The following is a 16,210-nucleotide window of genomic DNA, read 5'->3' as shown; positions in this document are numbered from 1 at the left end:
CACCCGCGCGGGTGTTTTCCCGGGGTCATCCGGGGGTTCTCATGACAATAGTGTGAACTCGGCGTATCCGGGATAGGCCAAGAGTGCCCCGTGGTGAAGATTACCCGGGCCCGGTGTCCACTTGACTCAGCCTACCCGGGTTTGAACAGGGGTTTTGGGTCACGGGATCGAATCGGGTCCCTTGGACGTTGGATAGGGTGACAACCGAGGTACTCGAAGGAGCGCGACCGTGCCCGTCCTGCTGGTCCTCCTGCTGGCGGTGGCCGCCGAGATCACCGTGATCGTCGCGGTCGGCAGCGCCATCGGCGTGCTGCCCACCATCGGGCTGCTGGTCCTGGCCACCGTGCTGGGCGGGGCGCTGCTGCGCCGCGAGGGCCTGCGGGCGCTGAGCGCGCTCCAGCAGGCCGTGTTCGCCCGCCGCGCGCCCGAGAAGGAACTGGTCGACGGCATCCTGATCGCCGCGGCCGGGATCCTGGTCGTGCTGCCCGGCTTCATCAGCGACGTGCTGGCCCTCCTGCTGCTGCTCCCGCCCACCCGGGCGCTGCTGCGCGAGCGGCTCATCCGCCGGGCCGAGGCGTCGCGGCCGGTGATCGTGGTCGACTCCGTGGTCGTGAACACCTCGGACGGCTCGGACACCTCAGGTCGGCCGTCGCGACCGGTGGTGATCCAGGGTGACGTTGAGGGGCAGGTTTAGACCAATGGTTCACCTCTTGGTGTGACGGTCTTGCCAGTCGGGCAAACCGGGCGGCCGGCAACGGTCAGGATCAAGGGCCATGCGTACCCTTCTGAGCGTGGCCGCCGCTCTGCTGATGACGGCCGCCGCCGTGACCCCGGCCTCCGCCGGTGGTGGGCACGGCGTCTTCGAACCCTACCGACCCGGAGCCAAAGCGGTCACCTACGACCCCGCCAAGGTGCCGGTCGGCTCCCGCGCGTCGGTCATGACCATCCCGTCCGGCCGCAAGACCACCGTGGTGCTGTGGGTGTACGGGCTGCTGCCCTACCGCCACTACGGCGCCCACGTGCACGTCAAGCCCTGCGGGCCCTCGCCCGCCGACGCCGGTCCGCACTTCCAGGACCAGGCCGACCCGGTGCAGCCGTCGGTCGACCCGAACTACGCCAACCCGCGCAACGAGATCTGGCTGGACTTCGCCACCGACGAGAAGGGCGAGGCCTTCGCCGTCTCCAACGTGCTGTGGCGCTTCGGCGACCGCCCGGCCAACGCGGTGATCATCCACGACAGCCACACCCACACCGGCCCCGGTGAGGCCGGGACCGCGGGTGCCCGGCTCGCGTGCTTCAACTCGAAGTTCTCCTCCGGGAAGTCCTGACCCGGTTCGTCCTCGACCCGCTCCGCCCGCCCGCCTGCCACGGGCGGGCGGACTCGTTCCCGGGCTCGTCGTCCAGGCGCTCCAGCAGCCACCCGGGCCCGGTGAGGCGCGCGCCCACCGCGGCGCAGCGGCCGCGCAGCTCGCGGTCGGCCGTCACCACCGTGCACCCCGGGTTGGCCGCGGCCACGTCCACGATCGTGTCGTCGCCGCTGCCGGGCGCCGAGACCACCTCCACCCCCGGCACCGGCTCGACGTGCCGGGCCTTGCCCTCGACCACCAGCACCACCCGCGGGTGGGCCGGGTCGAACGGGGGCAGGCCGGGGAAGCCGTCGGCGCGCGCCAGCCGGTCGCGCAGCCGGGCCGCCGCCCCCGCGCGGTCGCGCCACCAGCCGTCCGGTCGCGAACCCATCACGTTGGCGCAGTCCACCACCAGCACCGGCTCCCGCAGGCACTCGCGCAGCCGGGGCCACACCGCGCCCAGCGGGCCGCCCGGCGGCAGGTCGTCGACCTCGGCCACCGGCACCCACTCGGCGCCGTCGACCCCGGTCGGGTCCGCGCCGACGACCGTGACCGGCTCCGGACCGCTGCGCACCACCCCGTACGGCCGGGTCGGCCCGACCTCGGCGCTGCCGGGCAGCAGGTCCCACGTCCCGTCGGCGCCGCGCGCCAGCAGCACCCGCGCACCGGCCACCGGCAGCAGCCTGCCCGGCCGCGTCCCGTCGTCTTCCCCGTGCTCCGCCATGTGTTCGACCCGTCATCGGTTGGCCAGGATTATCGAGATGTGCGCGTGGTCCTTGGGCCTGCCCAGCAGCTCCTTGGTCCGCAGCACCACGTCGAGGTTCGCGAAGGGCAGGCCGCGCAACCGGTCGGCGGTGTCCACCACTTGGCCCACGTCCGGCCACACGCTGGGGAACCACCCGTCGAGCACCTCCACGGTCCGCGCGGCGAACCACACGTGCCGCACGCCGTCGTATGGTGCCGGTCGCGGGGTCCCGGCCGCCGCCGCGACGCGCCAGGCCACGCCCCTGGCGACCACATCGAGATCACCCGGCGCGTCGATCCAGCCCCGCGCGTACAGCGGCCAGCTCCCGGCGATGGCGTAGTCGCGCGCGGGCATGCCGATCGCCAGCAGCGCCCGGATGTGCGGGTGGTCCCGGAAGTCGATCACGACGCTCCCCTCCACGCGGGGCCATGCCGGGGACCTTCCAGGTTGCCACGGATCAGGCACCGGTGGGGGGTATCCGCAACCGTGCGGAATCACCACCCGGGGCGGGCGGGTCAGACCTCGCCCACCTCGGTGACGTGCACGACGGCGGTGCCCGCGTCGTCGGAGGCGCCGAGGTCGACCTCGGCGGTGAAACCCCAGTCGCGGTCGCCCGCCGGGTCGTCGAAGACCTGGCGGACCAGCCAGCGCTCGGGTTCCTGGGTGATCGTCAGCAGCGCCGGGCCCCGCGCGTCCGCGCCGACACCGATCCGGGCGTGCAGCTCGAAGTACGGCTCCAGCGCGTCGGCCCAGGCGTCGGCGTCCCAGCCCGCGTCGCCGTCCAGCTCGCCCAGCCCGGCGTAGTCGCGGCGGGCGGCGAGCTGCACGCGCTGGAACAGCGCGTTGCGCACCAGCACCCGGAACGCGCGCGGGTTGGTGGTGACCCCCGGCGGCAGCTTGTCGACCGGGTCCTCGGTCTCGCCGGTCTCCGGGTTGGTCAGCTTCTCCCACTCGTCGAGCAGGCTGGAGTCGACCTGGCGGACGAGTTCGCCGAGCCACTCGATGAGGTCGGTCAGCTCCTCGGTCTTCGCCTCGTCCGGCACGGTCTGGCGGACCGCGCGGTAGGCGTCGGCCAGGTACCGCAGCACCAGGCCCTCGGAGCGGGCCAGTCCGTAGAACGACACGTACTCGGTGAAGGTCATGGCGCGCTCGAACATGTCGCGCACCACCGACTTCGGCGACAGCTGGTGGTCGCCGACCCACGGGTGCCCGCGCCGGTAGGTCTCGAACGCCGCGCCGAGCAGCTCGGCCAGCGGCTTGGGCCAGGTGACCGCCTCCAGCAGCTCCATCCGCTGGTCGTACTCGATGCCCTCGGCCTTCATCGCGGCCACCGCCTCGCCGCGGGCCTTGTGCGCCTGCGCGGAGAGCACCTGCCTCGGGTCGTCCAAAGTGGACTCCACGACGGACAGCGCGTCCAGCGCGTAGCCCGGCGCCTCGCGGTCGAGCAGGTCGATGGCGGCCAGCGCGAACGGCGACAGCGGCTGGTTGAGCGCGAAGTCGAACTGCAGGTCCATGGTCAGCCGGACCCGGCGGCCCTGCTCGTCGGGCTCGTCGAGCTGCTCGACGACGCCCGCGGTCAGCAGCGCCCGGTAGATCGCGATGGCCCGCCGGATGTGCTTGCGCTGCGCGGACCGCTCCTCGTGGTTGTCCTCCAGCAGGTGCCGCATCGCGGCGAACGCGTCGCCGGGGCGGCCGATCACGTTGAGCAGCATCGAGTGGCTGACCTTGAAGCTCGACGTCAGCGGCTCCGGCTCGGCCGACACCAGCCGGTCGAAGGTCGGCTGCCCCCAGGAGACCATGCCCTCCGGCGGCTTCTTGCGCACGAACTTGCGCCGCTTCTTCGGGTCGTCGCCCAGCTTCGCCAGCGACTTCTCGTTCTCGATGACGTGCTCGGGCGCCTGCACCAGCACCGTGCCCAGGGTGTCGTAGCCCGCGCGCCCGGCGCGGCCCGCGATCTGGTGGAACTCGCGGGCCTTGAGGATCCGGGTCCGCACCCCGTCGTACTTCGACAGCGCGGTGAACACGACCGTGCGGATCGGCACGTTGATGCCCACGCCCAGGGTGTCGGTGCCGCAGACGATCTTCATCAGGCCCGCCTGGGCCAGCTTCTCCACCAGCCTGCGGTACTTGGGCAGCATGCCCGCGTGGTGCACGCCGATGCCGTGGCGGACCAGCCGCGACAGCGTCTTGCCGAAGCCGGAGGAGAACCGGAAGTCGCCGATCAGCGCGGCGATGCGGTCCTTCTCCTCGCGCGTGCACACGTTGATGCTCATCAGCGCCTGCGCCCGCTCCAGCGCCGCGGCCTGGGTGAAGTGCACGACGTAGACCGGGGCCTGGTTGGTGGTGAGCAGCTCCTCCAGCGCCTCGGTCAGCGGGGTCATGCCGAAGGAGTACATCAGCGGCACCGGCCGCTCGGCCGAGGTGACGACCGCGGTCTCCCGGCCGGTGCGCCGGGTCAGGTCGTCCTTGAACCGGGTGACGTCGCCCAGCGTCGCCGACATCAGCACGAACTGCGCCTTCGGCAGCTCGATCAGCGGGATCTGCCACGCCCAGCCGCGGTCGGGCTCGGCGTAGAAGTGGAACTCGTCCATCACGACCTGGCCGACGTCGGCCTCGGCGCCGTCGCGCAGGGCGATGTTGGCCAGGATCTCCGCGGTGCAGCAGATGATCGGCGCGCCGCCGTTGACGCTGGAGTCGCCGGTCGTCATGCCGACGTTCTCCGCGCCGAACAGCTCGCACAGCGCGAAGAACTTCTCCGACACCAGCGCCTTGATCGGCGCGGTGTAGAAGCTGCGCACGCCCTGGGCCAGCGCGGTGAAGTGCGCCCCGGCCGCGACCAGGCTCTTGCCGGAGCCGGTCGGCGTGTTCAGGATGACGTTCGCGCCGGAGACGATCTCCATCAACGCCTCCTCCTGCGCCGGGTACAGCGACAGGCCCTGGTCGGCGGACCAGGTGGCGAAGGCGTCGAACAGGGCGTCCGGCTCGGGGGCGGCGGGCAGGCGTGCGGTCAGCGTCATGGTGTGTCGATCGTGCCGGCCCACCCCTGGGTGGTGAGTGCGCGGGGTGAACCTCTCGCGCGGTCTCGCGCGTGGCCCCCATGATCGGCGGCGTCAACCCGCGGCGACGGGCCAAGTCGGGAACGGTGCCGGGTGGGGATGAGGGGGTGGGGAGGAATCGACTCAGAACCGGTGGCCGTAGAGCACGCTGCGCACGGCGCCGACCACCGAGCAGAACTGGGGGAGGGCCGGGTGCTCGAGATCGGGAGCGGTCGCCCACGAGACCACCGAGCGGTCGGTGTCGGCCGTCGGGATCAGGACCCGCGCGCGCACCGGCTCCACGCCGGGCGGCAGCGGCCTGCGGGAGTGCTCCTCCGACGCGGGCTGGCACAGGAAGGTCCACTCGGTCCGTTTGCCCGGGACGGCCAGCACCGGGCCGGCGAGCATCCGCAGGCGCAGCCACCACTGCACCTCCGCGCCGAGGCCCGCGCGCATGCGCAGCCCCGTGACCCGGTCGCCGCCGAGGTCCAGGTAGGCGTTGAGCGCGTCCCCGTCGACCGGCCAACCGAGCCGGGTCCGGTAGTCGGACACCGCGAGGTCCGGTGTGTGTGCTTCGGACAGTTCCGCCGCTGTCATGGCGAGCCACCTCTTCCGCCGTCGCGTCCGGAGTGCCCCTTCACGGCCTGGATGCCCGGGCGACGGCCTTCGTTCACCAATATGAGCGACCGAAAGCGGGGAAGCTCATCCCAACCGGGCATAACCCAGGGGTGATAGCGGCCACACAGCCGCGGCCGCGGGCGCTGTTCGGCGGTGAACGCCGTGGCCCGTGTGGACAGTGGCGGGCGGACACGCGGCGCTGAGTGAACTGGACCGGCAACCGGTAACGGCTCAGGCGTCGGCGAGGACTTCGCGCAGCAGGCCGTGCGGGTGCCCGTGCCTGCGCCATTCGCGCGGGTAGCCCAGGGAGACCTCCTGGAACTTGACGCCGTCGTGGTGGGTTACGCGCGGGATGTGCAGGTGGCCGTAGACCATCACCGCGGTGGGGAACCGGGTGTGCCAGTCGGCGGTCAGCTCGGTGCCGCACCACTGCGCGAACTCCGGGTACCGCAGGATCCGCGTGGGTTCGCGCACGAGCGGGTAGTGGTTCACCAGCACGTACGGCACGGCCGGGTCGGCGTCGGCGACCAGCCGCTGCTCGGTCTCGGCCACCCGCGCCCGGCACCAGTCGTCGCGGGTCGGGTACGGGTCGGGGTGCAGGTAGTACTCGTCGGTGCACACGACCCCGCTGGCGTGCGCGATCTCCAGCGACTTGGCCTTGGTGTGCGCGCCCTCAGGGCGGAACGTGTAGTCGTAGCCGAGGAACAGCGGCGCGACCCGCACCGGGCGGCCCTCGCCCTCCCACACCGCGTACGGGTCCTCCGGGGTCAGCACGCCCAGGTCGCGGCACACCCGCACCAGCGCCTCGTAGCGCTCCACGCCCTTGGCCTGCACCGCGTCGGCGGGGACGGTCCACAGCTCGTGGTTGCCGGGCGTCCACACGACCTTCGCGAACCGCTCGGCCAGCCGCCCCAGGGCCCACTCCACGTCCGCGACCTGCTCGGCGACGTCCCCCGCGACCAGCAGCCAGTCGTCGGCCGACCCGGGCCGCAGGCCGTCGGTGATCTCGCGGTTCTCCGCGTAGGTGATGTGCAGGTCGCTGATCCCCAGGAGTGTGCCCACGGACCCGATCCTCCCACCTCCGCCCGCCGGCGTGCGGAGATCCACGTCTCCTGGGGGTGCTCAGTCGCGGCGCTTGTGGATGGTGATGTGCACCGGCGGGCGCACGCCGTCGCCGAGACCGGTGTCCACCTCCTCGGCCAGGGTGCGCAGCACGTGCCAGCCGAAGGTGTCGGTGTTGGGGGTGCGGCCGTCGTTGGAGCGCGTGCTCGCGATGAACGTGACACCCGCCTTCTCCCTGGTGAACCGGCACTCCAGGTCCGCGCCGGGGGCCGCGAGCACGATCAGCTGCGAGCACACCTCGTCCACCGCCAGCCGCAGGTCCGCGATCGCGTCGACGGTGAAGTCCGCGCCCATCGCCACCGTCGCGGCCACGCCGCGCACGATCGGCAGGTTCGCCAGGTCGGCGCGCAACCGCAGGTCCACGTCGGGCCGGGGGGTGTCGGGCACGGCTCGCTCCTCGGGGTCTGGTGCGCCCCCCTGGTCGACACACCGGGGGTGTGGGACGGGTCGATCGACCGCGACCGAACCTACTAGGCTGGTCGTCGAGGCGGTTGAGCAGCCAGCCGCCACACGTGAGTGACCCCTGCGCGAAGGGCTGCCATGAGTACCTCCGACCTGCTGTCCGTCGAGTTCGCCGACCGACCCGACGCGGTGCTGCTCCGCGTCCGCGGCGAGGTCGACATGGGGACCGCGCCCATCCTGCGCGGCCACCTGGCGGACGCCGTCACCCGGGGCCGCGCGGCCGACCCGGTGCTGGTCGACCTCACCGAGGTCGGGTTCCTGGCCTCCGCCGGACTGGCCCTGCTGGTCGAGTTCCACACCCGCTGCCGCGAGGCGGGCCGGGCGCTGCGCGTGCTCACCGCCGGGGGCGCGGTCCTGCGCGCCATCCAGGTCAGCTCCCTCGACAACGTGCTGAGCGTCCACCCCACCCTCGACGACGCCCTCGCCGCGAGCTGACCCCGCCCGACCCCCTGGGAAAGGCCGGGGTTGACCACGACCCCACCCGGGAAAGCCACCGGGCGAGCGGGGTTCCTCGGGCGTTCGGCCGGTCGGGGCGGGCACGCGTAGATTGATGACCATTCCGCGGTGAGGCGAGCAGGGGAGGCCCGACGGTGAACGGCATGACGGGCCCGGCGTCGCGCACCCCGGCGTGGCGTGATCGGCCGCGGGTGCGATGACCGCAGACCACACCGCGTTGCTGTACCGGGGAGCCGTCGAGTACCTCGCCGCCGTGCTGCCGTTCGTGCGCGACGGCGTGGCCGCCGGTGAGGCGGTGACCGTCGCGGCGCCCCGGGGCAACCTCGACCTGGTGCGCGACGAGTGCGGCGCGGAGGGCTTGGCCGACCGGGTGCGCTGGCTGGACATGGCCGAGGTGGGCCGCAACCCCGGCCGCATCGTCTCCGCCGTGCTGCACCCGCTGCTGGCCCGCGGTGGACGCGTGGTCACCGAGGTCGTGTGGCCCGGTCGCCCCTCGGCGCAGTACCCGGCGTGCGTGCGGCACGAAGCGCTGGCCAACGACGTCATCGCCGACCGCCCGTTGCGCCTGCTGTGCCCCTACGACGCCGAGCTGCTGCCCGCGTCCGCGCTCGCCGACGCCGTCGGCACCCACCCGGCGCTGCTGCGCCGCGGCGCCGCCGAGACCAACCCGGAGTACGCGCCGGACGTCGCGCTGGAGACCTACAACCGGATGCCCGACGACCCCGCGGCTGCGGACGGGGCCCGCGAGATCTCCGTCGGGGTCGGCGAACTCGGCGACGCCCGCGCCATGGTGTCGGCCGCGGCCCGCGCGCACGGCCTCGACGAGCAGCGCGTCGGCGACACCGCGCTGGTCGTCACCGAACTGGTCACCAACAGCATCGAGCACGGCGGGGGCCGCGCCGAGCTGCGCGTCTGGTCGCGCGACGGCGAACTGGTCTGCCAGGTCCGCGACGGCGGCACGCTCGCCGACCCGCTGGCCGGGCTGCGGCCCGCCCCGGTCGACCAGGCGCACGGCCGCGGCCTGCTGCTCGTGCACACCCTCGCCGACCTGGTGACCCTGCACGCCGACGAGCACGGCACGGTCGTGCGCGCGCACTTCGCACTCCCGTCGGGTGCTTGATCTCCGCGCGGACCGGGTAGTTCCCCTGTCGAGGACAGCCGACCTGGGAGGGCAGTGCAGATGACGACGGAGCATCCCCGGGGTGTAGCCCGCAAGCTCGTGGACGTGACCCGCGGCGGCGAGCTCGACCCGCGCGGGCCGTCCGGCGCGCTGGACGTGCTCGCGGGCGAGCGCCACCGCGACAAGCTGGGCGCGGTGCTGCGCGAGCTGGTCGTGGCGACCGCCGACATGATGCTGTGCCGCGCGGAGAGCACCGGACCCGACAAGGCGTTCGTGCTCGACCTGCGCGACGACGAGGGCGACCCGGTCGAGGTCGACGCGCTCGACCCGCCGGTGCGCGCGCTGGTGCGGGCGCTGCTGGCGCGGCTCAACGGGCAGCGCGCGGACGCCGAGTACCAGCTCGACCTGGCGGTGCGCGACGACCCGCGGTTCGACCCGGTCGACGTGCTGGTCCTGGCGCTGCTGTGGACGGTCGGCTCCATCGAGTGGTGCGAGCAGCACGACGTGCCGACCCCCGGCTGGCTCGGATGACCGATGTCCTCTCCCTGGCTCGCGAACTGGCGGAGGTGACGCGGCTGGTCGAGGACGACGACGTCGCGTCGGCGTTCGAGCGGTTCACCGGGCGGGCCGTGGCGACCGTGCCCGGCTGCGTCCACGCGTCGCTGGCCATCCGCGGTCCCCGTGGCGAGGTGGAGGCCGTCGGCGACGACCCGCGCGACGTCGACCTGCTGGTCGCGGGTCCCATCACCGAGGCGCTGGAGTACCACGAGCCCCGGCGCCTCGACGACGTGCGCACCGACCGGCGCTGGCCCGCGTTCTCCGCGTGCGCCGCGCTCCTCGGGTTCCGCAGCTGCCTGTCGCTGCCGATCCCCGGCCGGGGCGGGTCGGGGGCGGTGTTCACCCTGTACGCCGAGGAACCGGGTACGTTCGACGAGTCCTCGTACGACCTCGTCATCCTGCTGGCGTTGCACGCGGGTGTGGTGTTCGACAACGTGAACCTGTACCACGACAGCGGGAAGCTGGTCGACCAGCTGCGCTCCGCGCTGGCCACCCGCGCCGCCATCGGTCGGGCCCAGGGCCTGCTGATGCGCCACTTCGACTACGGCGCCGACGCGGCCTTCGACGAGCTGCGGCGGGCGTCGCAGCACACCAACCGCAAGCTCCGCGAGGTGGCCGCGGACCTGGTCGACGCCCAGGAACGCGGCGGTTTCACCGAGTACCTGGCGTCGCCGGGCTTCGCGGGCACCCCGGACCGCGTGTAGCCCCGTTCGCCCCGGACAGTCGCTTGTGGACTCGTCAGGCGAAGACGCCCGCCAGGAAGCCGTCCAGGTTGATCCGCAGCCGCAGGATCCGCTCGTCCAGGGTCAGCGACTCGGCGGCCTGGGTGGCCTCGGTCTTGCGCTTGCCCCGCAGGTAGAGCGAACAGGCGAGGTCGGCGCAGATGTAGGTGCCGCGCGAGTTGCCCTGGCGGCCCGCCGCGCCGGTCTTGCGCGCGGTGAACAGGGAGACGCCGGATGCGGTGTGCGCGGTGAGGCAGAGCGCGCAGATCGACGTCCGCGTCAGGCTTTTCGGGCCGGGCGGGGGCTTGCGCAGGCTCAGCCCGACGAGCCGGTCGTCGTGCGAGGTCACCAGGTACGCGCGGTCGGGCGCGCCCGCCTCGACCCAGCCGAGGAAGTCGAGGTCGGCCCAGGGCAGGTCCGTCAACCCCCGGGGCAGCGCCAGGCGCTTGGCCTCGCCCTGGGAGCAGTTGACGAAACTTGTCCGGATCTCCGGCTCGGTCAGGGTCTGCACCGTCCCAGTGTGGATGGCTCTTTCCCGCCGTCGCAACCGGTTAACGCCGAACCCGACCATCGCGTCAGGGATTGCGGCGGGGTTTGATCGTGACCGGTGGCAGCGGTGGCGCCGGGAGCCGCGCGGGCTCACCGGTGTACCCGGTGACCTCGCCGAACCGCTCGGACCGCGCCTGCCACGCCTCCCGGTAGGCGACGATCTCGTCGTGGGTGCGGGCGACGAAGTTCCACCACATCAGGATCGGCTCCTCGAACGGCGTGCCGCCGAGGAGCAGGGCGCGGGCCGGGGTGCCACCGGGGTTGGCCAGGCGCAGGCAGGGGGCGCCGGACGCGAGGTAGCCCAGTTCGGCCGGGGCGAGTTCGACGTCGGACAGGCGGAGGCGGCCGGTGTCGAGCAGGACACCGTGCTCGAACGACGGATCGACTTCGAGGAGCAGTTCGGTTCCCGGGGCCAAGACGAGTTCCGCGCCTAACAACGGCATGAAAGTGCTTACCGGGGAAGTCTTACCGGCGAGGGTTCCCAGGAACACCTTGGCGGTGGCGCCATCCAGCGCGAACTCGTCGGGGACGTAGTGCTCGAACGCGCGCGCGGTGTGGCGGTGCGCGTCCGGTAGCGCCACCCACAGCTGAACACCGTGCAGAACCTTCGTAGTACGTGTGGATACTTCGGAATGGCAGATTCCCGCGCCGCCGGTCATCAGGTTCAGCTCACCCGGACGCACCATCGCGTGCGAACCCAGGCTGTCGCGGTGCTCGATCTCGCCGGAGAACAACCAGCTCACCGTTTGCAGGCCGGTGTGCGGGTGCGGGGCGACATCCATACCCCCGGCGGTGGCGACGACATCGGGGCCGTAGTGGTCCGCGAAGCACCACGCGCCGATCAGCGACCTATCGCGCTGCGGAAGGGTCCGCCGCACGCGCATGGCACGCGGACCGCCCAACGGGACCTCGCGCGCGGTCAGCACCTCCACCCGCGCGGTGTCCGCGGCGGCGCGGCACTCCACCTCGCTGGGATCGGCCTCGGTGTTGCTCATTCCTCACGTCCGGCGGCGGTTCGCGTCATGCGGCCAGGGTAGTTGTCCACAGGCTCGCGCACCGCGTCCCCGGGAACGTCGGTCGGGGCCGTAGGATCTCGGGCGTGTCAGGCGTCACGTCCGAACCTCCCCAGCCCCCTTCCGAACCCACCCCGCTCGACCACGCGGCAGCGCTCGACGAGTCCACCGAGGTGCTGCGGCGCGTCTTCGGCTACTCCGCGTTCCGCGGCGAGCAGCAGGACATCATCACCCACGTGGCCGCCGGTGGCGACGCGCTGGTGCTGATGCCGACCGGTGGCGGCAAGTCGCTCTGCTACCAGATCCCGGCGCTGGTCCGCCCCGGTGTCGGCGTGGTGGTGTCGCCGCTGATCGCGTTGATGCAGGACCAGGTCGACGCGCTGCGCGACCTCGGCGTGCGCGCCGGTTTCCTCAACTCCACCCAGGACTACCAGCAGCGCCGCGCGGTCGAGAAGGCGTTCGTCGACGGCGAGCTGGACCTGCTGTACCTGGCCCCGGAACGGCTGCGCGTGGAGTCGACCACCGCGCTGCTCGACCGCGGCAAGATCGCGCTGTTCGCCATCGACGAGGCGCACTGCGTGTCCCAGTGGGGCCACGACTTCCGCCCGGACTACCTGGCCCTGTCGGAGCTGCACGAGCGCTGGCCGGACGTGCCGCGCATCGCGCTGACCGCCACCGCCACCGCGGCCACCCACACCGAGATCGCGCAGCGGCTCAACCTGGGGGAGGCGCGGCACTTCGTCGCCAGCTTCGACCGGCCCAACATCCAGTACCGGATCGTGCCCAAGGCCAGCCCGCAGAAGCAGCTGCTGGAGCTGATCCGCGCCGAGCACGCGGGCGAGGCCGGGATCGTCTACTGCCTGTCGCGGTCGTCGGTGGAGAAGACCGCGCAGTTCCTGTGCGACAACGGGATCCCGGCGGTGCCGTACCACGCGGGCATGGACTCCCGGGCGCGCGCGACCAACCAGTCCCGGTTCCTGCGCGAGGACGGGTTGGTGGTGGTCGCCACCATCGCGTTCGGGATGGGGATCGACAAACCGGACGTGCGCTTCGTCGCGCACCTCGACCTGCCGAAGTCGGTGGAGGGCTACTACCAGGAGACCGGTCGCGCCGGCCGCGACGGGCAGCCGTCCACGGCGTGGCTGGCCTACGGGCTGCAGGACGTCGTGCAGCAGCGCAAGCTCATCGACGGCTCCGAAGGCGACGAGGCGCACCGCCGCAAGCAGAACCAGCACCTCAACGCGATGCTGGCGCTGTGCGAGACGGTCCAGTGCCGCCGCGTGCAGCTGCTCAACTACTTCGGCCAGTCCGGCGAGCCGTGCCGCAACTGCGACACCTGCCTGAACCCGCCGGAGTCCTGGGACGGCACGGTCGCCGCGCAGAAGCTGCTGTCCACCGTGCTGCGCCTGGACCGCGAGCGCAACCAGCGCTTCGGCGCCGGGCAGGTCATCGACATCCTGCTCGGCAAGCGCACCGACAAGGTCACCCAGCACCGGCACGACCAGCTGACTGTGTTCGGCATCGGCACCGAGCTCAACGACTCGGCGTGGCGCGGCGTGGTCCGCCAGCTGCTGGCGCAGAACCTGCTGGCCGTCGAGGGCGAGTACGGCACCCTCGCGCTGACCCCGGACAGCGCGGCGGTCCTCGGCCGCGAGCGGCAGGTCCACTTCCGCCGCGAACCGGAGCGCCCGGCCCGCGCCGCGGCGGTCGCCAAGACGCGCAAGGCGGAGGCGGCCGCGATGCCCGCCGCCGCGACCCCGGTGTTCGAGGCGCTGCGCGCCTGGCGCGGGAACACCGCGCGCGAACAGGGCGTCCCGGCGTACGTCATCTTCCACGACGCGACCCTGCGCCAGATCGCGACGGTGATGCCGACGACCCTGTCCGGCCTCTCGACCATCAGCGGCGTCGGCGAGAGCAAGCTGGCCCGCTACGGCCAGCAGATCATCGAGACCCTCGCCGCCCTCGACCAACCGCCGTCGACACCCCCGCCCGCGGCGTCCGCGCCGGCGTCCCGGACCGCCGTCGACGACGGCTTCCCGCTCGACGAGCCGCCCCCGGACTACGACGACGAGCCCCCGCCCGAGGACTACTAGTCCGGACCCGTGGTCTCCGGGGCGCACCGCGTGAAATCCCGGAGACCACGGGAAAACAATCTTGGGCCGCGTCGCCGGGCGTGTCCCGAACGGGTTCCCCCCGTGTTCCGTACCGGGAAAGTTTCCGCTGGTCGCGCACGGTGATGGCGACCTTGGCGAGTCGAACGTGAATCCGGGACGCGACCGCACCGCCTCCCGCGACGCCCAACCCACCAACAGTCGGCGGGCGGTGCCCCCTTTCTGCCACTCGTTCAGGCTTTGCCTCACGCGATACGGGGTGGGCGGAACTACGCACCGTAATCGGTAGAATCCCTCGAGGATCAGGTGCGAAATCCGTCTTATCCGCCATTGCGCGCAGCGGTCGCCCGTCCGTGGAAATCGTCGTGAGGGAGAGCCGATGGACCCGTTGACCAGTGCCGCGCCGTCGCCGGGGTCCGCCTCGTGACCGCGTCCTCCCTGGACCGGCCCACCGCCGACGACGTCCCCGCCGAGAGCGCCACCGAGCGCGTGGCCCCCGCCGCCCCCGAGGCCCGGGGGAACGACCGCGCGTGGCGCCTCGCCTACCTGCTGCTCGCCCTCGCGGCCGTGGTGCTGACCTTCGTCTTCATCCGCGCCACCCTCGACGACTCGTTCATCACCTGGCGTTACGGCCGGTCGCTGGTCGAGGCGGGCGCGTGGAACTGGAACCCCGGCGGTCCCCTGGTCGAGGCCTACACGAACCCGCTGTTCGCGGTCCTGTCGATCATCCCGGCGCTGCTCGGCGTCCCGGTCGAGCTGTTCTTCAAGCTGGTCGGCATCGCCACCGTCATCGGCTTCGCGCTGGTCGTGCGCAAGGCCCGGCTGCCGCGCGCGCAGGAGTTCACGCTGCTGGCCATCGCCCTGTTCAGCCCGGTCTTCTACCTGCAGGCCTTCCTCGGCCTGGAGACCGCGACCTTCGCGCTGTTCATCGCCTGGCTCTTCGGCATCCTGTACCGCCGCGGCAACCTCGGCGTGCTCGGCTTCGTGGTGGCCGCGCTGCTCGCGGTGAGCAGGCCGGAGGGCATCGCGTTCGCGGGCGCGGCGATCGTCTGGGCGCTGGTCCTCAACCGCCGCGACCGGGGCACCTGGGTGGGCGCGGTGCTGGTCCTCGGCGGCTGGTTCGCCTACTGGTGCGTGCGCTGGGCGTACTTCGGCCAGTTCTTCCCGAACACGTACTACAAGAAGTCCTCCTCCCACGTCCCCTTCCTGCAGAAGGCGCTGGACCTGGGCATCGGCCTCGCGCCGCTGCTGGTGCCGGTGCTCGTCGGCCTCGCCGTGTGCGGCGCCTGGTACCGCCGCGCCGCCGCCACCCGCACCGCCACGACCCGGACCGACCTGTTGCGCGACGCGGTCCCGCTGCTGCTCGCCGTGCTGTCCACGCTGGTCGTGCTCGGCGTCTACCGGCAGTCCAACCTGGTCATGGACCCGGGCAACCGGTTCTACTGGCAGCTGCTGCTGCCCGTCGCCCTGGTCGTGCTGGCCCGGCCGCTGACCGGCCCCACCGCCGCGGGCGCCGTCGAGGACGGCGCCGAGACCCAGCGCCGCAACCTCGCGCTGCTCGCGGTCGCGCTGGGCGCGGTGACCGTGCTGGTCTGGAACTTCTCCGCGGTGACCAGCGCGATCATCGTCGGGTGCGGCCTGGTGTTCGTCGCCGTGGCCATCGGCTTCTCCCGCCGCACGCACGTGGCGTTGCTGGCCGCCTCGGTCGGCCTGGCCACCGTGGTCGGCTTCGGCCAGTCCGACGACCTGCTCGGCCTGCTGTCCTACCGCTACCGCCTCGAAGGCGCGCACCAGGCGATCGGCCAGGCCATCGCGTCCACGGACCTGTCCGACGGCAAGATCGTGGTCGGCGACGCGGGCGTGCTGCCGTACTCGGTCAAGCAGGAGGTCATCGACATCTCCGGCCTGGGCACCGTCGAGGCGGCGCGCGGGACCCTCGACGCCGCGTTCCTGGACCGCAACAACGTGAAGATGGTCGTGCTCATCTCCAAGGCGCCCGACCCCGACAGCGCCCGAGCCGTCGACGCGTCCCCGATCGCCCACGACTGGGTGAAGAGCAAGGGCTCGGAGTTCGTGTTCGGGCGCGGTCCGATGTTCGCGCCGAACTACTACATGAACTACTGGATCGCCCGGGACTGGGCCGACGCGGGCCTGCTCACCAAGCTGGACGCGGTCTACGAGGCCTCCCTGCGCGACGACGCCCCCGACGCCCAGATCCTGCGCAAGCACCTGTTCGACTTCCCGTTCCTGCGCGGCGACTAGTCGGGGAACCCGCCACCCGGCTCCTCAGGAATGCTCCCGGCCTGCCGAAGACAGGCCGGGAGCCAACAGGAAGATCCGGGTGGAAGGGTCA

The 16,210-nt window shown here is 72.3% G+C and carries 16 protein-coding genes; 8 read left to right on the top strand and 8 right to left on the bottom strand.

Features of this window, described 5'->3' with window-relative positions:
• Nucleotides 1-229: 229 nt before the first annotated feature.
• A complete protein-coding gene (locus tag V5P93_RS26440; RefSeq protein ID WP_104483048.1) occupies nucleotides 230-694 on the top strand; it encodes an FxsA family protein in 465 nt (154 codons plus the stop codon).
• A gap of 79 nt (nucleotides 695-773) precedes the next feature.
• The gene (locus tag V5P93_RS26435) at nucleotides 774-1,328 is read left to right on the top strand and encodes a superoxide dismutase family protein (protein ID WP_104483047.1); all 555 of its coding nucleotides are present in this window, start codon (nucleotides 774-776) and stop codon (nucleotides 1,326-1,328) included.
• Here the strand turns inward: V5P93_RS26435 and V5P93_RS26430 are convergent.
• From V5P93_RS26430 to V5P93_RS26405, 6 genes are all read right to left on the bottom strand, one after another.
• Nucleotides 1,297-2,070, bottom strand: coding sequence for an ADP-ribose pyrophosphatase (locus tag V5P93_RS26430; protein WP_219824184.1), 774 nt, complete (start codon nucleotides 2,068-2,070; stop codon nucleotides 1,297-1,299). The two genes, V5P93_RS26435 and V5P93_RS26430, sit on opposite strands and share 32 nt — an antisense overlap.
• Before the next feature lie 12 nt (nucleotides 2,071-2,082).
• A complete protein-coding gene (locus tag V5P93_RS26425; RefSeq protein WP_104483046.1) occupies nucleotides 2,083-2,496 on the bottom strand; it encodes a hypothetical protein in 414 nt (137 codons plus the stop codon).
• A 110-nt stretch (nucleotides 2,497-2,606) separates the two neighbouring features.
• Nucleotides 2,607-5,108, bottom strand: coding sequence for an RNA helicase (locus V5P93_RS26420; RefSeq protein WP_104483070.1), 2,502 nt, complete (start codon nucleotides 5,106-5,108; stop codon nucleotides 2,607-2,609).
• A gap of 162 nt (nucleotides 5,109-5,270) precedes the next feature.
• Nucleotides 5,271-5,723 carry a hypothetical protein gene (locus V5P93_RS26415; protein ID WP_104483045.1) on the bottom strand — a complete coding sequence of 151 codons (453 nt, stop codon included), beginning with the start codon at nucleotides 5,721-5,723 and terminating at the stop codon, nucleotides 5,271-5,273.
• 252 nt (nucleotides 5,724-5,975) lie between these two features.
• Nucleotides 5,976-6,815 carry a metallophosphoesterase gene (locus tag V5P93_RS26410; protein WP_104483069.1) on the bottom strand — a complete coding sequence of 280 codons (840 nt, stop codon included), beginning with the start codon at nucleotides 6,813-6,815 and terminating at the stop codon, nucleotides 5,976-5,978.
• A 51-nt stretch (nucleotides 6,816-6,866) separates the two neighbouring features.
• Nucleotides 6,867-7,253, bottom strand: a complete 387-nt coding sequence (locus tag V5P93_RS26405; RefSeq protein WP_104483044.1) for an ATP-binding protein — start codon at nucleotides 7,251-7,253, stop codon at nucleotides 6,867-6,869.
• A gap of 153 nt (nucleotides 7,254-7,406) precedes the next feature.
• Between V5P93_RS26405 and V5P93_RS26400 the strand changes: the two genes are divergently transcribed.
• From V5P93_RS26400 to V5P93_RS26385, 4 genes are all read left to right on the top strand, one after another.
• The gene (locus tag V5P93_RS26400; protein ID WP_104483043.1) at nucleotides 7,407-7,763 is read left to right on the top strand and encodes an STAS domain-containing protein; all 357 of its coding nucleotides are present in this window, start codon (nucleotides 7,407-7,409) and stop codon (nucleotides 7,761-7,763) included.
• 217 nt (nucleotides 7,764-7,980) lie between these two features.
• Nucleotides 7,981-8,904, top strand: coding sequence for a sensor histidine kinase (locus V5P93_RS26395; RefSeq protein ID WP_104483042.1), 924 nt, complete (start codon nucleotides 7,981-7,983; stop codon nucleotides 8,902-8,904).
• A gap of 60 nt (nucleotides 8,905-8,964) precedes the next feature.
• A complete protein-coding gene (locus V5P93_RS26390) occupies nucleotides 8,965-9,435 on the top strand; it encodes a hypothetical protein (protein ID WP_146108367.1) in 471 nt (156 codons plus the stop codon).
• Complete coding sequence (locus V5P93_RS26385; RefSeq protein ID WP_104483040.1) at nucleotides 9,432-10,166, top strand: GAF and ANTAR domain-containing protein; 735 nt, start codon at nucleotides 9,432-9,434, stop codon at nucleotides 10,164-10,166. The genes V5P93_RS26390 and V5P93_RS26385 overlap by 4 nt, the downstream gene beginning before the upstream one ends.
• 34 nt (nucleotides 10,167-10,200) lie before the next feature.
• Here the strand turns inward: V5P93_RS26385 and V5P93_RS26380 are convergent, their stop codons facing one another.
• Together V5P93_RS26380 and V5P93_RS26375 are read right to left on the bottom strand one after the other, a co-directional pair.
• Nucleotides 10,201-10,695, bottom strand: coding sequence for an FBP domain-containing protein (locus V5P93_RS26380; RefSeq protein ID WP_104483039.1), 495 nt, complete (start codon nucleotides 10,693-10,695; stop codon nucleotides 10,201-10,203).
• 64 nt (nucleotides 10,696-10,759) lie between these two features.
• Entirely contained in the window at nucleotides 10,760-11,728 is a 969-nt protein-coding gene (locus V5P93_RS26375) for a pirin family protein (RefSeq protein ID WP_104483038.1), read from the bottom strand.
• Nucleotides 11,729-11,919: 191 nt separating this feature from the next.
• Here V5P93_RS26375 and recQ point away from each other — a divergent pair, with 191 nt between their 5' ends.
• The gene (gene recQ / locus V5P93_RS26370) at nucleotides 11,920-13,839 is read left to right on the top strand and encodes a DNA helicase RecQ (RefSeq protein WP_245931735.1); all 1,920 of its coding nucleotides are present in this window, start codon (nucleotides 11,920-11,922) and stop codon (nucleotides 13,837-13,839) included.
• A gap of 441 nt (nucleotides 13,840-14,280) precedes the next feature.
• On the top strand, nucleotides 14,281-16,119 hold the full coding sequence (locus tag V5P93_RS26365; RefSeq protein ID WP_104483036.1) for a hypothetical protein: 1,839 nt from the start codon (nucleotides 14,281-14,283) through the stop codon (nucleotides 16,117-16,119).
• The last annotated feature ends 91 nt before the right edge of the window (nucleotides 16,120-16,210 follow it).

Origin of the sequence: Actinokineospora auranticolor, from assembly GCF_041897805.1 — a bacterium.
GTDB classification, from domain to species: domain Bacteria; phylum Actinomycetota; class Actinomycetes; order Mycobacteriales; family Pseudonocardiaceae; genus Actinokineospora; species Actinokineospora auranticolor.
This window is presented reverse-complemented; position numbering and strand designations above follow the sequence as displayed.